General features: G+C 66.8%; 16 protein-coding genes and 2 tRNA genes. 3 read left to right on the top strand and 15 right to left on the bottom strand.

The window, feature by feature from the left end:
- The first annotated feature begins 38 nt into the window (after window positions 1-38).
- On the top strand, window positions 39-3,278 hold the full coding sequence (locus tag AC1DW3_RS16240) for a di-heme oxidoredictase family protein (RefSeq protein WP_477932704.1): 3,240 nt from the start codon (window positions 39-41) through the stop codon (window positions 3,276-3,278).
- Window positions 3,279-3,323: 45 nt separating this feature from the next.
- Here the strand turns inward: AC1DW3_RS16240 and AC1DW3_RS16235 are convergent, their stop codons facing one another.
- The 6 genes from AC1DW3_RS16235 to AC1DW3_RS16210 all read right to left on the bottom strand — a co-directional run bounded on the left by AC1DW3_RS16235 (window position 3,324) and on the right by AC1DW3_RS16210 (window position 8,047).
- Window positions 3,324-4,058 carry a hypothetical protein gene (locus AC1DW3_RS16235; protein ID WP_477932702.1) on the bottom strand — a complete coding sequence of 245 codons (735 nt, stop codon included), beginning with the start codon at window positions 4,056-4,058 and terminating at the stop codon, window positions 3,324-3,326.
- Window positions 4,059-4,247: 189 nt separating this feature from the next.
- Window positions 4,248-4,323 (bottom strand) — tRNA-Asn (locus tag AC1DW3_RS16230).
- A 114-nt stretch (window positions 4,324-4,437) separates the two neighbouring features.
- Window positions 4,438-4,513, bottom strand: a tRNA-Asn gene (locus AC1DW3_RS16225).
- Between the two features lie 36 nt (window positions 4,514-4,549).
- Entirely contained in the window at window positions 4,550-6,676 is a 2,127-nt protein-coding gene (locus tag AC1DW3_RS16220) for a TonB-dependent siderophore receptor (RefSeq protein WP_477932700.1), read from the bottom strand.
- Between the two features lie 264 nt (window positions 6,677-6,940).
- Window positions 6,941-7,399 carry a hypothetical protein gene (locus tag AC1DW3_RS16215; RefSeq protein ID WP_477932698.1) on the bottom strand — a complete coding sequence of 153 codons (459 nt, stop codon included), beginning with the start codon at window positions 7,397-7,399 and terminating at the stop codon, window positions 6,941-6,943.
- Between the two features lie 114 nt (window positions 7,400-7,513).
- The gene (locus AC1DW3_RS16210) at window positions 7,514-8,047 is read right to left on the bottom strand and encodes a hypothetical protein (RefSeq protein ID WP_477932696.1); all 534 of its coding nucleotides are present in this window, start codon (window positions 8,045-8,047) and stop codon (window positions 7,514-7,516) included.
- A gap of 543 nt (window positions 8,048-8,590) precedes the next feature.
- Here AC1DW3_RS16210 and AC1DW3_RS16205 point away from each other — a divergent pair.
- The gene (locus AC1DW3_RS16205; protein WP_477932694.1) at window positions 8,591-8,860 is read left to right on the top strand and encodes a helix-turn-helix domain-containing protein; all 270 of its coding nucleotides are present in this window, start codon (window positions 8,591-8,593) and stop codon (window positions 8,858-8,860) included.
- Entirely contained in the window at window positions 8,850-10,085 is a 1,236-nt protein-coding gene (locus AC1DW3_RS16200; RefSeq protein ID WP_477932692.1) for a type II toxin-antitoxin system HipA family toxin, read from the top strand. The genes AC1DW3_RS16205 and AC1DW3_RS16200 overlap by 11 nt, the downstream gene beginning before the upstream one ends.
- Before the next feature lie 12 nt (window positions 10,086-10,097).
- Here AC1DW3_RS16200 and AC1DW3_RS16195 read toward each other — a convergent pair whose 3' ends face one another.
- From AC1DW3_RS16195 to AC1DW3_RS16155, 9 genes are read right to left on the bottom strand one after another with little or no spacing between them, the layout of a single operon-like run.
- A complete protein-coding gene (locus AC1DW3_RS16195) occupies window positions 10,098-11,183 on the bottom strand; it encodes an NAD(P)/FAD-dependent oxidoreductase (protein ID WP_477932691.1) in 1,086 nt (361 codons plus the stop codon).
- A 19-nt stretch (window positions 11,184-11,202) separates the two neighbouring features.
- Entirely contained in the window at window positions 11,203-11,526 is a 324-nt protein-coding gene (gene fdxA, locus AC1DW3_RS16190) for a ferredoxin FdxA (RefSeq protein WP_056194839.1), read from the bottom strand.
- Complete coding sequence (gene cobA / locus AC1DW3_RS16185) at window positions 11,523-12,311, bottom strand: uroporphyrinogen-III C-methyltransferase (RefSeq protein WP_477932689.1); 789 nt, start codon at window positions 12,309-12,311, stop codon at window positions 11,523-11,525. Before cobA ends, fdxA begins: the two co-directional genes overlap by 4 nt.
- Complete coding sequence (locus AC1DW3_RS16180) at window positions 12,311-13,600, bottom strand: sulfate adenylyltransferase subunit 1 (RefSeq protein ID WP_477932687.1); 1,290 nt, start codon at window positions 13,598-13,600, stop codon at window positions 12,311-12,313. Before AC1DW3_RS16180 ends, cobA begins: the two co-directional genes overlap by 1 nt.
- Complete coding sequence (gene cysD, locus AC1DW3_RS16175) at window positions 13,600-14,565, bottom strand: sulfate adenylyltransferase subunit CysD (RefSeq protein WP_477932685.1); 966 nt, start codon at window positions 14,563-14,565, stop codon at window positions 13,600-13,602. Before cysD ends, AC1DW3_RS16180 begins: the two co-directional genes overlap by 1 nt.
- Window positions 14,562-15,320 carry a phosphoadenylyl-sulfate reductase gene (locus AC1DW3_RS16170; protein WP_477932683.1) on the bottom strand — a complete coding sequence of 253 codons (759 nt, stop codon included), beginning with the start codon at window positions 15,318-15,320 and terminating at the stop codon, window positions 14,562-14,564. Before AC1DW3_RS16170 ends, cysD begins: the two co-directional genes overlap by 4 nt.
- Complete coding sequence (locus AC1DW3_RS16165) at window positions 15,317-15,811, bottom strand: DUF934 domain-containing protein (RefSeq protein WP_477932681.1); 495 nt, start codon at window positions 15,809-15,811, stop codon at window positions 15,317-15,319. The genes AC1DW3_RS16170 and AC1DW3_RS16165 overlap by 4 nt, the downstream gene beginning before the upstream one ends.
- A gap of 5 nt (window positions 15,812-15,816) precedes the next feature.
- A complete protein-coding gene (locus AC1DW3_RS16160; RefSeq protein WP_477932679.1) occupies window positions 15,817-17,532 on the bottom strand; it encodes a nitrite/sulfite reductase in 1,716 nt (571 codons plus the stop codon).
- Between the two features lie 2 nt (window positions 17,533-17,534).
- Window positions 17,535-18,302: a sulfite exporter TauE/SafE family protein gene (locus AC1DW3_RS16155; protein WP_477932814.1), complete on the bottom strand. Its 768-nt coding sequence runs from the start codon at window positions 18,300-18,302 to the stop codon at window positions 17,535-17,537.
- Between the last annotated feature and the right edge of the window lie 13 nt (window positions 18,303-18,315).

The raw sequence follows: 18,315 nt of genomic DNA, 5'->3' as shown, positions 1-18,315 counted from the left end.
CTTAGGCGGGTCATCTCAAACACGATCAAGAGGGATCAATGAAGCCACACGGTTTACGCAATCTTTCAACCCTCGGCCTGCCCTTCGCCGTGAGCCTGCTGGTGTCGGCCTGCGGCGGCGGTTCTGGCGACCCAGCCCAGCCGTCGGCGCAGAGCAGCGAGGCCGGCCCGACGGCCCGGGCCCTGGCGGCCAGCGCCGGCGAATCCGAGGCAGCGCTGACGCCGGTGAGCGTGACGGCGAGCTCGTCCGAGCGCGCCGACCTCGGCCCGGCCAAGGCCATCGACCATGACGACAACTCGCGCTGGAGCAGCGGCTTCAGCGACGACCAGTTCCTGGTGCTGGACTACGGCCGCACGGTGACCATCAGCCGCGTGCACATCGATTGGGAGCGCGCGCACGCCAACCAGTACGAGCTGCAGGTTTCCAGCGACGGCAGCAACTGGACGACGATCAAGTCCATTCCCAACAGCCAGGGCGGCAGCGAGGACTGGACCGGCTTGAACGGCCAGGGTCGCTATCTGCGCATGAAGGGCATCCAGCGCTCTTCGGGTTATGGCTATTCCCTCTTCGAGATCCAGGCCTTCTCGGGCGTGGCGCCCGCGCCTGCACCTTCGCCCGCCCCGGCGCCATCACCTGTGCCCGCGCCCAGCCCGGCACCTGCCCCTGGCCCGGGCCCCGACCTAAGCAAGCCCGGCGTTGCCGTCAAGCCGGTGACGGCCACCTCGTCGGCCGTGGAGAACCAGGGCAACAACGCGCTGCAGGCCATCGACGGCAAGCCCGGCACGCGCTGGGCCAGCACCTTCGAAGACGGCGCCTGGATCCAGTTCGACTTCGGCGCCAAGACGCCCGTCGGCTACATGAAGCTGGTCTGGGAGAACGCCTACGGCAGGGCCTATTCGCTGCGCGTGTCCGACGACGGCCAGAACTGGACGGAGCTGCGCAACGTCGGCAACGGCCGCGGCGGCACGGAGGAGTTCTTCAACCTCAATGCCAATGCGCGCTTCATCCGCCTGCAGGGCGTGGCGCGGGCCACGGCCTATGGCTACTCGCTGTTCGAGGTCGAGTTCAAGTCGCCGGGCAGTGACAACACCATTGCCGACGTCGCCACTTCCGCCATCAGATTCCCGGCCAACGGCACGGGCCTGGTGCCCCTGCCCACCAGCACCGAGCCGCTGGAGTCGCTGCAGTTCACGCTGCCCGATGGGACGCTCGTCACGCGCTTCGGCGTGCGCGGCCTGGCCCGCCACGGGCGCGAGCGCGGCGAGGACTGGAACGAGATCGGCTACGGCCCCAACGAGACGGTCGATGCGCTGGGCAACCCCGTCGACAAGGGCCCCGGCAACTTCCTGACGTTTGTGCCCCAGTACTTCAAGAACCGCACCTGGGGCTTCGAGGTCGTCGACAACAGCCGCGTGGCCGGCGTCACCAAGCCGACGCTGCGGGTCAACCAATACTTCCCGCAGCCGCAGCTGCCCGGTGGCGTGGCCTGGTTCCGCGCCTTCGATCGCGTGGGCGTGACCGGCTATGGCTGGATGAACCCCGGCCAACTGGCCGACCAGAACATCACCATCTGCCCGCCCGTGGCCTATCCGCCCAATGGCAAGTTGCTCAACGCCAATGTGCTGAACAACGGCTGCAGCCTGACAGTGAACGGCTATCCCGGCCACGGCGATATCGGCGCCGACGGCATGCCCAACGGCAGGAGCGTGCCGGGCCGGCCGCTGGTCGTCGGCGACGTCATCGAGGTCTCGCCGTCCTTCTTCTCGACGACCCAGGCCATGCAGGCCATCGGCGACAACGGCGGTATCCGCTACTACGCCGGCGAGTGGACCTATGTCGTCGGCGTGGGCCTGCGCCCGTCCTACGGCGTGCAGCCGCGGCTGATGAACGCGCCGCTGCCGGTGGCGACGCTGTCGGGTGGCGACGGCTCGGTGTCGTACAACTATTCCGACAACGGCCTCTTCATGTTCCAGCAGCCGCACAACCACACCGGCATGCAGAACGTGCAGCGCTTCGTCGAGGGCCGCCGCCTGGTGCACACCAACTTCACGACGGGTGACCACAACGAAGCGGGCAACGACCGCTACCTGGGCGCCGTGGGCCTGCAGGGCACGCGCTTCAACCAGTCGGCCTGCATCGGCTGCCACGTCAACAACGGCCGCAGCCCCGCGCCCCTGGCCGTGAACCAGCGGCTGGATGCGATGTCGGTACGCGCCGCGATGCTGGACGCGAACGGCCAGCAGGTGCCGCACTCGCGCTATGGCACGTCCATCCAGATGAATGCGCAAGGCGCCAATGGCGCGCCGCAGGACTGGGGCAATGGCGTGCGCGTGGCCGGCTTCGAGACGAAGAGCGTCAAGCTGGCCGATGGCACGACGGTCGAGCTGCGCAAGCCGCAGCTCGCCTTCGACGGCCCGGTGCCCGCGGTCGTGTCGCTGCGCGCGGCCCAGCCCATGATCGGCACCGGCCTGCTCGAAGCCGTGCCCGAGGCCGACATCCTCGCCCTGGCCCGCGCGACGCCGGATGCCGACGGCGTGAAGGGCGTGCCCAACTACGTCTTCGACCCCGAGACCGGCGCCGTGCGCCTGGGCCGCTTCGGCTGGAAGGCCTCCAAGGTGTCGCTGCGCCACCAGGCCGCCGCCGCGCTGCTGCAGGACATGGCCGTCACCTCGCCCGTTTACCCCAGCCGTGCGTGCAACAACGGCCCTGTGGCCTGCGCGGCGGGCGCGGCGCAGCCGGGCATCTCCGAGGCCGATCTGCAGCAGGTGTCGCGCTACCTGGCCCTCGTGGGGGTGCCGGCCCAGCGCAGCCTGGCCAGCGGCTTCCCCAAGGGCGTGGCGCCGCTGGACGAGCACCGCGTCGACCCGCTGCAGGTCACGGCCGGCAGCCGCCTGTTCGACCAGGCCCGCTGCACGGCCTGCCACGCGGCGACGCTGAAGACCGGCCCAGGCCATCTGTTCGCGGAACTGCGCAACCAGAACATCAAGCCCTTCACCGACCTGCTGCTGCACGACATGGGCGCGGGCCTGGCGGACAACTATGTCGAAGGCCAGGCCAGCGGCGGCCTGTGGCGCACCGCGCCGCTCTGGGGCATCGGCTACACCGACAAGGTCATGGGCAACGCCGCCCGCGTCGGCTATCTGCACGACGGCCGCGCCCGCAACCTGACCGAGGCCATTCTTTGGCACGGCGGGGAAGGGGAGAAGTCGCGTCAGCGGTTCGAGGCGATGAGCAAGGCGGATCGGGAGGCGGTGCTGGCGTTCCTGAAATCGCTGTGAGGCTTTGAATCAGAGACGCCGGGTGGGAACCCGGCGCTTTTTCTTCTAACGAGAATGCCGTGAACGACGCTTCGCCAGCCAAGGCAGCAGTGCAATGCCACTCCCCAGCAGGGTCCACGAACCTGGCTCGGGCACGGGTGACACGCTGACGATGAAAGCCACGCTATCTATGCTGGCACTGCCTGTCCCGTACGACAGCGCCGTGCCGTCTTCTCCCTCGACGTAGCTGGCCGCGACCGTGAAGCCGGTCTGGAAGTCAGCAGCGGCCGGATCGAGCGAGACCATGGCGGTGAAGTTCTGGTCAACCCACTGGAGCGGGCCGGGCAAGGACAGTCCCCCGTAGCCATTGCCCACCAAGGAGAAGCTCCCCTTCACCACGGCCTGGAGGCCGGTGATCTGGTAGCCCGGTTCGGCAACAAAGGACAGGCCGGTGAACTGCAGCATGGCTGCGACTTCAAACAACCCTTGGATGCCACTGCCGCCCACGCTGGCGTACATCTGCGGCTGGAAGGTGAAGCCATCGCTGCTGGCCGAGTGCGTGACTTGCAACGTCGGCAGGAACTGCGGGTTCACTCCGTAGTAGGCGTCTGTGCCGTTCACCAGCACCGCTTCGGCGTAGTACGACGCGGCGCCGGTTGCGAAATTGGCGGTGGTGCGACCGAGGTCAATGCTGCACGGGTCGCTCGAACCGTCGCAGGTCGCTGCCAAGGCGTTGGTCCCGGCGAGTTGCAGGCAGCACCCCAGCAACAGGGCACCGGTTAAGTGGGAGAGTCGGTACATGTTCAGCTCCAATCGCAGGGTGACTTGCTGAGGGGCAACCGAATCTAGGCGATGCAAGTGACATCCGCGGCCTTCAACGTAGTGCGGAGTTAGGGGGCGCACCTGGAGCGCTTCTAATCAGGCAGGGTTGCGGCGGCTGCAGCCGGCCAAAGAAAAAGCCCCATCCGCTTTCGCGAATGAGGCTTGATTTGGCTCCCCGACCTGGGCTCGAACCAGGGACCTACGGATTAACAGTCCGGCGCTCTACCGACTGAGCTATCGAGGAATCGTTCGGTTGAAACCCGCTTGCGACGGGCTTCCTGTCTGTCGGCCCGCCGTTCGGTTGCAGCGGGCTCTTGTTTTCATCCGTTGCCGCTCGCGCGGCAACTTCAAATTCTGTTGGCTCCCCGACCTGGGCTCGAACCAGGGACCTACGGATTAACAGTCCGGCGCTCTACCGACTGAGCTATCGAGGAACAGAGCCCGTGACTATAGCAGTTTTTTGTGCGGCCTCAGAGGCGGATCTCGAGACTCGTGCGGAAAGTCCGAGCGGCCAGGGGGTAGAGATAGCTGTGCTCGTACTGCCAGGGCGACTCGCGCCAGGCGCGGCGGTTGGTCAGGTTGTCGACTGCGGCGCGCCAGACCCAGGTCTGGTTGCCCACGCTCTGTGTGTAGCGCAGGCCAGCGTCGACGACAGTCCACGCAGGCACGGCGATGCTGTTGTCGGGCGTCGCGAAGCGGCTGCCCTCAAAGCGCAGGCCGGCCTGGGCCTGCAGTCCGGGCAACAGGTCCTGGCGTAGCTGGGCCTTGAGGGTGGTCTGCGGCACATTGGGTGGCAGCAGGCCGTTGAGGGCGGCGTCGCTGCTGCCTTCGCGGCGGGCGTGCAGGCGGGTGGCGCTGGCAAACAGGCCGCCGCCGCTCCACTTCAGGTCGGCGCTGGCTTCGATGCCGCGGTGGCGGGCGTAGCCGTCGGTGATGTGCTCGCAGCTCAGGGCGACGTCGCAGCTGCCGATGTCGCGCCATAGCGGGCGGCGGATGTCGAAGGCAGCCAGCGAGCCTTCGACGCGCTGGGTGCCGGTCTTCAGGCCGATCTCGGTCTGGCGGCTCTTCAGCGCGGGCAGGGCCTGGCCGGCGTTCTTGTAGCGCGAGCGGTTGGGCGTGACTTCGCTTTCGACGCCCTGGCCCCAGCTCGCGTAGACCAGCCAGTCGCTCGCGATGGCATGGCTGAGCGCGACCCAGGGCGTCGTGACGCTCTGCGAGTAGTCCGTCGCGCGCGAGCCGTCGGTGCGCACGCTCTCGCGGTGCAGGCGGGTGTGGCGCACGCCCAGCCAGGCGCTGGTGTCGGCACTGAGCGCCACACGGTCGCGCAGGTAGAGCTCGTTGCTGCGCTCGTCGCGGTTGGTGTTCTCGTCGGTCAGGTCGGGCTGAGCCGCGGTCACGGCGCTGCCGTCGATGTTGCCGGTGCCGGCGTAGTTGTAGGCCTGGCGCTGGAAGTGGCTCTTGAACTGGCTCGTCAGTCCACCGACGGTGACGTCATGGCGCATGCCGGCCAGCTRCACGGGGCCGCTGGCGGAGACGTCCAGCGACGTCGTGTCGCGGTGCTCGTTCTCGCTGCGGAAATCGTAGAGGTCGTAGCTGCCGTCGGGACAGAAACGGTCGGCGTAGTAGTCGCCATTGGCGGCGCTGCAGCCGTAGGCGTAGGCCAGGCGGTCATCGGTGCGCAGGCGCTGGATGCCGAGGGCCGCCTGGGCGCGCCACTCGCCGGAGAGCTTCTGCTGCACGCGCAGCGAGGCGTGCGTGTTGTCGAAGACGACAGGCAGGCTCCAGGGCTGGTTGTTCAGGTTCAGATTGGGGTCGATGCTTTTCGGATCAGGCAGGCGGTCACCGAGCAGGCTGAAGCCCTGCTGGCTGGGCTGGCTCTGGCGGTTGAACTCGACCTCGGCCTCGACGAGGGTGTCGGGGCTGACGCGCCAGTCGGCGGCCAGCGCGGCGGTGCGTGCATTGCCCTTGCTGTTGCGCAGCGTCGGGTCGAGGCGGGCCGCGGCGAGGTTGATGCGCAGGCCGAACTCACGCTGGGTGCCGAAGCGCTGCGAATGGTCGAGGCTGGCTTCCACGCTGCCGCCCTGGATGGCACCCAGCATCAAGGCCGTCGCATCCTCGGCCAGCGGCCGCTTGACGACGAGGTTGACGAGGCCGGCCGGCGCGCTGGTGCCGGCCTGCATGCCTGAGCTGCCCTTGAGCACCTCGACCGAGGCCTTGTTGGCCAGCGACAGCGAGGTCTCGCCACTGATGGGCAGGCCGTCGCGGCGCAGGTTGAAGCGGTTGTCGAGATCGAAGCCGCGCACCTTGAGCTGCGACCAGTAGCCGACGGCGTTGTAGCCATCGGAGACGGAAGCGTCGAGCTTGGTCAGGCCCGACAGCTGGCCGATGCCGAGATCGGTGAGGCGCTCGGCCGACAGGCTGACGGCCTGCATCGGCAGCTTGGCCGGCGGGTCGCTGAAGCCGGACAGGCCCGGCGCGGCCTCGACGGCCTTGCCGGTCACGCTGACCTGGGGCAGGGTCTGGGCGGCGGCGAGGCTGGTGACGAGCAGCGCCGTAGCGGCACCAAGAACGGAGAGGGAGAAAGAGAGTCGTGCCATCGGAATGCAAAGCGATGGCAGGTCGGCAAACGAGGACGCGGAGGGCTCCGGAGACGAGAGAAAGGAGGCCCTGCTGATCGGCTGCTTCCCTGCGCGAGGATTAACTCCCCTGGACCCTTTCGGATCGAGGGGGCGGCCGAAGCCGCCGATCAGGTTCAAAGGGACTGTCTCAGCCGATCCAATCAAGGACCAGCACCCCTAGCGAAGCTTCAAGGCATGCGCCTCAAAGCGGTAGCGATTCTAGCGACGAAGCGACTTGCGCCTTCACGGCGTCGAGAGCCGCTCTCGCGCCTRATCGAAGCGGTAAGCGAGTTCACTCGGTTCAATCGGCAATGACCGGATCACCGGCCCTGCGTTCAGTTTCCACGTTAGGCACAGCTGACCGGCTGAAGGAACAAGGAAGCAAACCACGTCATCTGTCGTCGGCCCCCAATCAAGCACACGCAGCGCCGCCTGAAGCCCTGGGGCGCCGTCGCTGGTGAGGAGATTGAACGCGCCTTCAGCTGATAAGCCTTGCAGTTCATCCTCGTGCCTCGCAAATGAGGCTGGTGCACGAAGACGCTTTGCGCCTAGCTCCAGATGATGAAGGAAGGCCGGGATGTGCGGCCAAACATCGACAGGTGTTAAGCATTCGTCCCCTGCCCAGATTTCAACTCTTGTGCCGCGCGTGGCGTCAGGGCCGATGACGAATGCGAAGGTCTCCTTGGAACCGAGTACTTCCATCGTCCGCTTGGTGTTTATCTTGGTGGGCCGAGGATTAACTGGCTAAGTAGTTGATTTCCCAGCAGCGAAGCTCGGTGCGGGAAGCAGGGACAGTCAGCTTAACGCAAGGGCGGCTTAGTTCCCGAACCATGCGTGCAGCGCGGCGAATCCTTGCGCTTGGGCCCGCCGCAGTACCGCCAGGTGAGCTACGAGGAAGCTGGCAAGCGTGTCGGCACATTCACGTCCGTCAAGGTAGACCTGTACGTGCGGCAATTCCGGTTGACGACTGATGACCTGAGCAATCTCTTTTCGATAGTCGTCGACGTATTCAACCGTGTAGTCGCCTGGATCGGCTAGAAGAGACAAGAGGGCAAACGGCTCTCGCTGAAACTTCTCTATCACGGCCTCAATTTCAGACGCCAGAGGCGGCACCTGATCCGGCCGAATAACGCTGAAGTCCTCGCAGAGATGCGCGACTCTAGGGGCGTCGTAGGCCCTCGGCAGCAGAGACGCCCAGTGACGCAGCCAGGAGTTTTCGTACGAAATCCATAGGCAATCGGCGTCGTCAGTCACAGCGCCTAAAGCGCTTTGGACCGCATCGACCGAATCAACTGACACGGCGCATGCCGGCTCGACAGCAACCGTTGTGCCAAATGAAAGATCCGCCATTGATACGCCTAGATGCTTGCTCGTGTATGTCTTGTCCTACCGTTGCCGCACATCAAAGTCGGCCGACGTGGCTTCGCGCAGCTCAGTTTACGAGGCAGCTGACTGGCCAGCAGTGACCACGCGCTGGCGACATCAGAAGGCGAGGGCCGCAGCCGCACTCGCTGTTTATCTTGATGGGCCGAGGTTTAACTGGCTAAGTAGTTGATTTCTCGACATCCAAGCTCGGGTGTGGAAAGCAAGGGCGCTCAGCTCATCGCACGGTGAAGGCTGCCCCTGCCTTGCGAGGGGCGCTCGGGGTCAAGGTTTGGCACTGCTGCTGAAGACCAGCTTGGTGCTAAGCATCTTTCCGTCTGAAGGGCGAAAGGTCTGGAACCATACGTCAGCCGGCTTTTCGCTCATATCGCAGGTTACTGGACAGCCCACCCGGAGCAAAAGCCTCGTCTGTTTGCCCGGTGCAGCCTTCTCACTCGCAGAGGCAGTCATGCTGCTGATATATGCAAGTCATGGCTTGCAAATCGAGGATATTTGTAGAAAATGCAAGCCATGACTGGCAATATCAGGCTCCCTGCCGAACTCGGCGAGCTGCTTCAGCAGCGGCGCGAAGCGTTGGGCCTCAGCAAGAAGGCGGTGGCCGAGCGGGCCGGGCGGGTGCGTGAGGTGGTCTACCGCCTGGAGGGGGGCGAGGAGGCGTCCGTGTCGTCGCTGTTCGACGTGCTTCGCGCCCTGAATATGGCCATGCGCCTGGAGCCGGTGGGCCTGCCGACGATGGAGGAAGTGGCTGCGGCCTTCAACAAGGATGACGATGCTGCCTGAGCGCATCGCCCAGCTCGACGTGTCCATTGGGCCGCGCCTGAGTGCGGGCCAATTGCTCAAGGCGTCGACCTATGAGTTCCGGTACCTGGAGGCCTCTGCCGAGCAGCCCTCGGTCGCGCTGCTGATGCCTGCGGCGGCCCGGCTCACGTGGACGGATGGCGACCTCTTTGCGCCCATGGACCAGAACCTGCCCGAGGGCGATCTGTTCATGCGCATCCGGGCCTTGTTCCCCAAGCAGCAGACGACGGCCATGCACATGCTGGCCCTCATCGGCGACAACGGCATCGGCCGGCTGGGCTATCGCATCCCCGGTGCCGACGCGCCGCAGGCCGCGGTACCGCTGAGCAAGGAGGGCCTGCTCAGCACCGCTTACTCGCCTGAAGTGTTCAACGACCTGGTGGCGGCCTATCTGAGCACCGGTGCCGGCATTGCCGGCATGCAGCCCAAAATCATGGTGCCCGAGTTGCGGATCGCGGTGCCCATTCCCACCCTCATCGTGAAGGCGGCGAGCGAGGCCTATCCCGGTCTGGCGGCCAACGAATACCTGTGCCTGCGCGCAGCCAACCTGGCCGGCATCGCGACGCCGGTGTTCGACCTGTCGCATGACGGCCAGATGCTGGTGCTAGAGCGCTTCGACACCGTCCTGAAGCCGGATGGCACGGTGGAGCGCCTCGGCTTCGAAGACATTGCGGCACTGTCCGGGCAGCGCGTTCGCGACACGCTTTCCGACCGCAAATACCACGGCAGCTACGAGCGCATCGCGGGGCTGCTGAGGCAACTGCAACTGCCGCAAGCCGACCTTGACCGGTTCTTCGAGCAGGTCTCGTTCTCCATCATGGTTCGCAATGGCGATGCGCATCTGAAGAACTTCGGCCTGCTCTACCGCTCACCGAGCGACATCTGGCTGGCACCGATGTTCGATGTCGTCACGACGGCCATCTACCGCTACACGCAGTACGCCGGCGGCCCCGAGCTCGAGGACCGGACGCTGGCCCTCAAGCTGTTTGCCGGCAAGCACACGAGCAAGGCCTATCCGACGACGCAGGAGCTGCTCGTTTTCGGTACCAAGGTGTGCAATGTGAAGGCACCAGCGGCGGTGCTGCAACGCCTGGCCCAGGGCATGCAACGGGCATTGGCTGAAGCGGAGTCGGATGACCGCATCCCGCGCGAGCTGCTGTCGCGCATGCGGGAGGTCTGGCAGTCGGGCCTGGCCTACGGCCAGTGAGGGCCGCTCGGCTCAGTCGAACACCGGCGACTCCACGCCCAGCACCTTGTGCAGCTTCGGGCTGGTCGTCGTGTATTGCAGATGCACGCGCTTGTCGGGGAACACATAGGGCGCGGCGCCAAACGCAGCCAGCGCGGTTTCGTGGAAGCCGCTGAGGATGAGCTTCTTCTTGCCCGGGTAGGTGTTCACGTCGCCGACGGCAAAGATGCCCGGCACGCTGGTCTCGAACTTCTCGGTGTCGACTACGATCTGCTTGCGTTCCAGGGCCAGGCCCCATTCGGCAATGGGCCCAAGCTTGGGGCTGAGGCCGAAGAAGGCCAGCACCTGGTCGCAGGGCACGACGCGGGTGATGCCGTCGTTGCCGGTGATCTTGACGCCGGTGAGCTGACCATCCCGCTCGTCGATGCCGGTGGCCTGGCCGACGATGAACTGCATCTCGTGGGCGTCGCAGAGCTCGTGCATCTTGGCGACGCTGGCGGGCGCGGCGCGGAAGCCGTCGCGGCGGTGTACGAGGATGACGCTCTCGGCCTTGTGCGGATTGCCGTCGGGGTTGGCGGCGCAGAAATTCAGCGCCCAATCCAGCGCCGAGTCACCGCCGCCGATGATGAGCAGGTTCTTGCCGGCGAACTGGGTCGGGCCCTTGACGCGGTAGTGGACCTGCGTGCCTTCGTACTTCTCGACGCCTTCGACCTTCAGCGTGCGCGGCTGGAAGCTGCCGACACCGCCAGCGATGAAGACGGTCTTGGCGACGAGCTGCGTGCCCTTGCTGGTCTCGACGATGAAGCGGCCATCCTCAAGCTTTTGCACGACCGTGACTTCCTGGCCCAGGTGGAAGGTCGCGCCGAAGGGCTCGATCTGCCTGAGCAGGTTGTCGGTCAGCTCCTTGCCGGTGCACACGGGCACGGCCGGGATGTCGTAGATGGGCTTGTCGGGATAGAGCTCGATGCACTGGCCACCGGGGTAGGCCAGGCTGTCGATGATGTGGGCCTTGATCTCCAGCAGGCCCAGCTCGAAGACCTGGAAGAGGCCGACCGGGCCGGCACCGACGATGACGGCGTCGGTGTGGATGGCGTCGGGCCTGATCTCTACTGCCTGCATGAGGAGAGGGAAGGAAAGTTCAGCGGATCAGCTCGGGCAGCTTGCCCGTCTTGTCTTTCCACTCGTCGGCGTCCGGCAGCGCGGGCTTGCGCTTGGTGATGCTGGGCCAGCCCTTGGCGAGGTCGGCGTTGATCTTGATCATGTGGATCTGATCTCCCGGCACATCCTCCTCCGGCAGGATCGCGTTGACCGGGCATTCGGGGATGCAGACCGCGCAGTCGATGCACTCATCGGGATCGATGGTGAGGAAGTTCGGGCCTTCGCGGAAGCAGTCGACCGGGCAGACGTCGACGCAGTCGGTGTATTTGCAGCGGATGCAGGCTTCGGTGACGACGTGGGTCATGAGCGGCTCTGGGAAGTAAGGGGCGCCCCGATGGGCAATGATTCGGGCGAAACGACGATTTTAAGGTCGGCGTGGTTTTGATCCTGCGCGCGGACGCGGCTGGCTCCTGTCCCGACCGTGACGACCGTGGGGCGGCCGCGGTGCAGCAGGGCCGCGTGAGCGAGGTCGGCCAGCGCGTGCTCGCTGGTGATGGCATCGGCACAGCCGGCACGGCTGACGACCAGCGTCGGCGTGTCCGGCGCCCAGCCAGCGGCCAGCAACTGGCGGCCAAGGGCGGCCAACTGGCGGCCGGCCATGTAGAAGACTTCGGTGTCGGCGCTCTGCGCGGCGCGCAGTTCACCCGCCTCGGTCATGGCCGTCGTCAGCGACACGCTGCGGCCTCGGCCACGGCGCGTCAGCGGGCGTTGCGCCTGGGCGGCGGCGGCAAGAGCCGCGGTCACGCCGGGCACCACTTCACTGGCGATGCCGGCCTCAGCCAGGGCGATGAGTTCTTCTTCCAGACGGCCGAAGACGCTGGCGTCGCCGCCCTTCAGGCGCACGACGAGGGCGTGTTCCTGCGCCGCCTTGACGAGCAGGGCGTTGATCTCGGTCTGCTTGGCCGAATGCTCGAAGCCGCGCTTGCCCACAGAAATCCAGCGGGCTTGCGGCGCCAGCTCGCGCAGGCCTGGGTCGGCCAGCGCATCGGCCAGCACGACGTCGGCCCGCGACAGCGCGCGCGCGCCGCGTAGCGTGATCAGGTCGGCCGCGCCGGGGCCGGCGCTGACGAAGATCACACGGCCGCTCATCACCAGGCCTCTTCCGCCGGCGTGGCGGCTTGCACGTCCACCAGCAGGGCGCCGCTGGTGCGGTGGCTGGCCGGGTCGACGACGATCAGCGCGCCGCCGACGCGGTTGTCCACGAAGGGCTCGACCGGCAGCTCGTGCTGCACTTCCATCTGCACGCGGCCGATGGTGTTGACCGGCAGCTCGTGGGCGTCCTGGGGCTGCAGGGTGTTGATGTCCAGCACCGAGTCGATGGCCGAGATGCGCGCCTGCACCCAGCGGTTGCCGTGGCGCACCCAGTATTTGCGGCCGGGCTTGGCAGCTTCGGTGTCCAGCCAGGCCAGCGTCGCCGGGAAGGTCTTGGTCGACGCGGCCGAGCCGGGCGTGACGATCCAGTCGCCGCGGCTGACGTCGAGCTGGCGGTCCAGCACCAGGCCGGCCGAGTCGCCGGCTTCGGCGCTGGGCACGGTCTCGCCGGCCAGGCGCACCTCGGACACGACGGCGGTCTGCCTGGACGGCAGCACCTCGATGGTGTCGCCGGCCTTGACGGCGCCGTGGGCGATGCGGCCCCACAGCACGCGCGGCTGCACGCCGGTGCCCTTGGACTGGTAGGCGTCCTTCTGCACGTATTGCACGGGCAGGGACAGCGGCGCGTCGGCGCGCTCGCTCAGCGTGGGCAGGCGCTCCAGCACCTGCAGCAGGCTCTCGCCGTTCCACCAGGGTGCGTCCAGCGGCTGGGTCACGTTGTCGCCGCGCAGGGCGCTGACGGGCACGGTGGCGGCCACGTTCAGGCCCGCCGCGGCGGCGAACTTGTCCAGCGCCGTCTTGACCTTGGCGAAGCCGGCGCCGGCGTCGTCCAGTGCGTCGATCTTGTTGATCGCGAAGACGATGCTGGGCACGCGCAGCAGCTGGGCCAGCAGCGAGTGGCGGCGCGTCTGCGGCAGCAGCGTGACTTCGGCTTCCGTCAGGTCCAGCTTGGTGATGTCCACAAGCACGACGGCGGCATCGCTGCCGGCTGCGGCCGTGACCATATTGCGGGTGTACTGCTCATGGCCAGGGGCATCGGCAATGATGAACTTGCGCGTCTTGGTGGCGAAGTAGCGGTAGGCCACGTCGATGGTGATGCCCTGCTCGCGCTCGGCTTCGAGGCCGTCGGTCAGCAGGCTCAGGTCGATGGGGCGGCCGGCGGCGCGGCGTTCGAGCGTGTCGAGCTGGTCGGCCAGGATGGCCTGGCCGTCGAACAGCAGGCGGCCGATCAGCGTGGACTTGCCGTCGTCAACGGAGCCCGCCGTGAGGAATCGCAGCGCCTTCATCAGAAATACCCTTCCTTCTTGCGCTTCTCCATCGAAGCTTCACTGGTGCGGTCGTCCATGCGCGTAGCGCCGCGCTCGCTGACGGTGACGGTCAACGTCTCGGCCACGACCTCGCTCGCATTGGCGGCGGGGCTCTCGACCGGGCAGGTGCAGGTCATGTCGCCCACGGTGCGGAAACGCACGGTGGCGGTCTCGACGGTCTCGCCTGCTTCCGGCGGCGTCACCTCGGTCAGCGGCACCAGCAGGCCTTTGCGGCGGATCACCTGGCGCTCATGCGCGAAGTACATCTGCGGCAGCGGGATGTTCTCGCGGGCGATGTAGAGCCACACGTCCAGCTCGGTCCAGTTGCTGATGGGAAAGCAGCGGAAATGCTCGCCCGGGCGGATGCGCGTGTTGAACAGCGTCCACAGCTCGGGGCGCTGCTCCTTGGGCTGCCATTGGCCGAAGCTGTCGCGGTGGCTGAAGATGCGCTCCTTGGCGCGCGCCTTCTCCTCGTCGCGGCGGGCGCCGCCGATCAGGCAGTCGAACTTGTGCTCCTCGATGGTCTCCAGCAGCGTCACCGTCTGGTGGCCGTTGCGGCTTTCCAGCGGGTGGGAGAGCCGAATCGTGCCCTTGGCCATGCTGGCTTCCAGATGGCCGACGACGAGGCGCTCGCCCATGTCCGCCACGCGCTGGTCACGGAAGGTGATGACCTCGGGGAAGTTGTGGCCGGTGTCGATATGCACCAGCGGGAAGGGCAGCTGGCCCGAGTAGCCACTCGGGTGCGCCGCGTTCTTCATCTTGAAGGCCTTCTCGGCCAGGCGCAGCACGACGCAGCTGTCCTTGCCACCGGAGAAGAGCAGGGCGGGGCGCTCGAAGGTGGCTGCGACCTCGCGCAGGATGAAGATGGCTTCCTCTTCCAGCGCATCCAGGTGGGCGTGGTCGACGTCGGCGATGAGTTGTTCGGGTTTCACAGCAGCATTCATGATTTGGCGTGCAGGCCGCATTCTTTCGTAGAGTCCTCCCACCACCAGCGTCCGGCGCGGAAGTCTTCTCCCACGGCAATCGCTCGGGTGCATGGCGCGCAGCCGATGCTCGGCATGAACTGGTCATGCAGCGGGTTGTAGGGCACGGCGTATTTCTCGACATAGGCCCAGACCTCGGCCCAGGTCCAGTCGGCGATGGGGCTGATCTTGCGGCGGTTGTTGCCGTCGTCTTCGTCAAAGGCCACGTCGCCACGGGCACCGCTCTGCTCGCGGCGCAGGCCGGTGATCCAGGCCGAACGACCCTTCAGCATGCGGCCCAGCGGCTCCATCTTGCGCAGGCCGCAGCAGGCCTTGCGCAGCTCGATGCTCTTGTACATCGCCTCCTCGCCCTCCTTGCGGACGAATTGGATGACGGCGTCGGCCACCGGCTTGAAGACCTCGACCTCGCGGCCGTAGCGCTCGTGGATGCGCGGGATCAGCGCCAGCGTCTCGGGATGCAGCTTGCCCGTGTCCAGCGTGGCGATGGCGATGGGCAGCTGGGTGCGGGCGATCAGGTCGGTGATGACCATGTCTTCCACGCCCAGGCTGCTGCTCTGCACCAGGCCGTCGCCATGCTCGATGCTGGCGTCGCGCAGGCGCTGCAGCGCGGCCTCGATCTTGGCGTCCAGCGCCGGCGTCCATTTGGCGTAGAGGCCGATGGCGTTGCCAGCCGCAGGCGCGGCGGCCCAGGGCAGGCTGCTGACTTCGGTGCTCACGCTGCGCTCCGTTGGAACCAGGGTCGCGTCTCGCCGACGTCGCCCTGGTAGAAGCCCACCGGCGCGAACAGGTCCAGCGCCTTCTGCGCGGCAGCCTGGGACTGGTCGCCGCGCATGACGGCCTCGTCGAAGCCGGTGCGGGCCAGCAACTGCATCATGTCGACCAGCACTTCGCCGCGGGCGCGGATGGCGCCCTTGAACTTGAAGCGGCTGCGCAGGATGTGGGCCTGGCTGTAGGCGCGGCCGTCGGTCCACTTGGGGAAGTCGAGCACGACGAGGGCGATGCGGCCCAGGTCGGGCACCAGCTGGTTGATGTCGGCGTCGTTCGGGAACTCGATGGCGACCGGCGTGCCGGCCGGCCAGCGCGTCTTCACGGCATGCCATTGCTCCAGCGACAGCAGGCGGTTGGGCGCCGGATCGGGATCGGGCTTGGGGCCGTCTTCGCCGATGGCGTGCTTCCATGGGCAGGTGGTGGCGTTGATGAATTTCATATCGATCAAGCCTTCGCGGTCGAGACGCGAACGGCATTCGCCGCGGTCTTGAAGGGGTCGAGGCCGAGGCGCTTCACCGCGTCGACGAAATGCTCGCCGGCCTGGCGCTCGCGCTTGAAGGTCTCGATGACGGCGTCGATGGCGTCGGCGATTTCGTCGGCCGCAAAGCTGGGGCCGATGACCTTGCCGGCCACGGTCGTGCCCGACAGTTTGGTGCCGTCGCTGCCGCCCAGCGTCAGCTGGTACCACTCGTCGCCGTCCTTGTCGACGCCGAGGATGCCGATGTGGCCGCTGTGGTGGTGGCCGCAGGAGTTGATGCAGCCGCTGATGTGCAGGTCGATCTCGCCGAGATCTTCGAGCTCGTCCTGGTCTTGATAACGCTCGGCGATCTCGGCGGCCAGCGGCAGCGAGCGGGCATTGGCCAGCGCGCAGAAATCGCCGCCGGGGCAGGCGATCTGGTCGGTCAGCAGGCGGGCATTGGGCGTGGCGAAGCCGGCGGCGCGGGCGGCCTGGAAGAGCTCGGGCAGGTCCGAAGCCTTGACCCAGGGCAGCACGAGGTTCTGCCGGTGCGTGACGCGCAGCTCGCCGTGGCTGAACTGGTCGGCCAGGGCCGCGGCGGTGTCCATCACGTCGGCGCTGGTGTCGCCGGGCGCGATGCCGACGCGCTTGAGGCTCAGTGTCACGGCGCGGTAGCCAGCGACGCGGTGGCCGTCGACATTGCGCGCCAGCCAGCGTGCGAAGGCCGGATCGCTGGTATCGAGCGTCGGCTCGGCGACCAGTGCGACGCCCTCAGGGTCGACAAAGCAGGCCGCCACGCGGTCCAGCTCGGCCTGGGGAATGATGTGCTCGTGGCCGCCGTTGTCGTCGGCCAGGATGCGGCGGTATTCCTCGTTGACCGCGTCGAAGAACTTCTGGCCTTCGGCCTTGACGAGGATCTTGATGCGGGCCTTGTAGAGGTTGTCGCGCCGGCCGGCCAGGTTGTAGCAGCGCACGATGGCCTCGATGTAGACGAGGATCTGTTGCCAGGGCACGAAGGCGTTGATCTCGACGCCCGGAATCGGCGTGCGGCCCATGCCGCCACCCACCAGCACCTGGAAGCCGACCTCGCCCGCTTCGTTCTTCTTCAGCTGCAGGCCGATGTCATGCCAGCCGATGGCCGCGCGGTCTTCCTTGGCGCCCGAGACGGCGATCTTGAACTTGCGCGGCAGGTGGGCGAACTCGGGGTGCAGGGTGCTCCACTGGCGCAGGATCTCGCAGTAGGGGCGGGCGTCGACGATGTCGTCCGGCGCGATGCCGACGAAGGCGTCACTGGTGATGTTGCGGATGCAGTTGCCGCTGGTCTGGATGCCGTGCATGTCGACCTCGGCCAGCAGCTCCATCACCGTGGCGCTGTCCACCAGCGGGATCCAGTTGTATTGCAGGTTCTGGCGCGTCGTGAAATGGCCATAACCACCCTGGCCGGCAAACGGGCCGTCGGGCTGGCGGTCGTAGTCGCGGGCGATGCGCGCCAACTGGCGCAGCTGGCGCGAGGACAGCTCGCCATAGGGCACGGCAACGCGCAGCATGGGCGCGTGGCGCTGGATGTACCAGCCGTTTTGCAGGCGCAGCGCGCGGAACTCGTCGGTGCCGAGGGTGCCGGCGAGGTGGCGCTCGAGCTGGTCGCGGTACTGCGCGGCGCGGGCGTGGACGAAGCGGCGGTCGAAGTCGGTGTAGCGATACATGATTAGTGGATGACCTTCCAGCCGGCCATCAGAAGAGAAACGCAGAGCAGGCTGCGCACGACGCCGTCGGGCAGCCGACGGGTCAATTGGGCACCCAGCCAGATGCCAGGTAAAGAGCCGATGAGCAGGGACACGAGCAGTTCCCAGTTCACATTGCCGAGGCTGGCGTGGCCCAGGCCCGCCACCAGCGTCAACGGGACGGCATGGGCAATGTCGGTGCCCACGATGTCGCGGGCCTTCATGCGGGGGTAGATCAGCAGGATCAGCGTCGCGCCGATGGCGCCGGCGCCGATGGAGGACAGCGACACCAGCACGCCGAGGATGAGGCCCAGGGCCACCATCAGCGTCGGCTTGCGCGATTCGGGAATCCAGCGCTCCAGCTTCAGGCCCAGGGGCTGCCAGCTCTGCTTGAAGGCGACGACGACAGCCGTCAACAGCAGGGCGATGCCCAGCGAAAACGTCAGCGCCGAGGCCCAGCCCTTGGTGACGCCGGTCAGGTGCATCAGCGCGATGGTTGCGATGGAGGCCGGGATGGAGCCCATCAGCATGCGGCGCACGATGGCCCAGTTCACATGGCCGTGGCGGGCATGGGCGACCGAGCCGCTCATCTTGGTCAGGGAGGCAAACCACAGGTCGGTGCCGATGGCGACGGCCGGGCTGAGCTTGAAGACGGACAGCAGCAGCGGCGTCATCAGCGAGCCGCCGCCCACGCCGGTAATCCCGACGATGAGGCCGACGGCCAATCCGCTCGCAATCGCAATTCCGTCCAGCACACACGCTCCA

Source organism: Roseateles sp. P2_H4 (assembly GCF_056403315.1).
Note: the sequence above shows the minus strand (reverse complement) of the source record. Positions and strands in the feature narration are given on the sequence as shown.

Coding starts and splice junctions, on each gene's coding strand:
- AC1DW3_RS16200 (WP_477932692.1), top strand. CDS start 8,850: ATGCTGCCTGAGCGCATCGCCCAGCTCGACGTGTCCATTGGGCCGCGC.
- fdxA (WP_056194839.1), bottom strand. CDS start 11,526: ATGACCCACGTCGTCACCGAAGCCTGCATCCGCTGCAAATACACCGAC.
- AC1DW3_RS16205 (WP_477932694.1), top strand. CDS start 8,591: ATGACTGGCAATATCAGGCTCCCTGCCGAACTCGGCGAGCTGCTTCAG.
- AC1DW3_RS16165 (WP_477932681.1), bottom strand. CDS start 15,811: ATGAAATTCATCAACGCCACCACCTGCCCATGGAAGCACGCCATCGGC.
- AC1DW3_RS16160 (WP_477932679.1), bottom strand. CDS start 17,532: ATGTATCGCTACACCGACTTCGACCGCCGCTTCGTCCACGCCCGCGCC.
- cysD (WP_477932685.1), bottom strand. CDS start 14,565: ATGAATGCTGCTGTGAAACCCGAACAACTCATCGCCGACGTCGACCAC.
- AC1DW3_RS16240 (WP_477932704.1), top strand. CDS start 39: ATGAAGCCACACGGTTTACGCAATCTTTCAACCCTCGGCCTGCCCTTC.
- AC1DW3_RS16210 (WP_477932696.1), bottom strand. CDS start 8,047: ATGGCGGATCTTTCATTTGGCACAACGGTTGCTGTCGAGCCGGCATGC.
- cobA (WP_477932689.1), bottom strand. CDS start 12,311: ATGAGCGGCCGTGTGATCTTCGTCAGCGCCGGCCCCGGCGCGGCCGAC.
- AC1DW3_RS16195 (WP_477932691.1), bottom strand. CDS start 11,183: ATGCAGGCAGTAGAGATCAGGCCCGACGCCATCCACACCGACGCCGTC.
- AC1DW3_RS16180 (WP_477932687.1), bottom strand. CDS start 13,600: ATGAAGGCGCTGCGATTCCTCACGGCGGGCTCCGTTGACGACGGCAAG.
- AC1DW3_RS16235 (WP_477932702.1), bottom strand. CDS start 4,058: ATGTACCGACTCTCCCACTTAACCGGTGCCCTGTTGCTGGGGTGCTGC.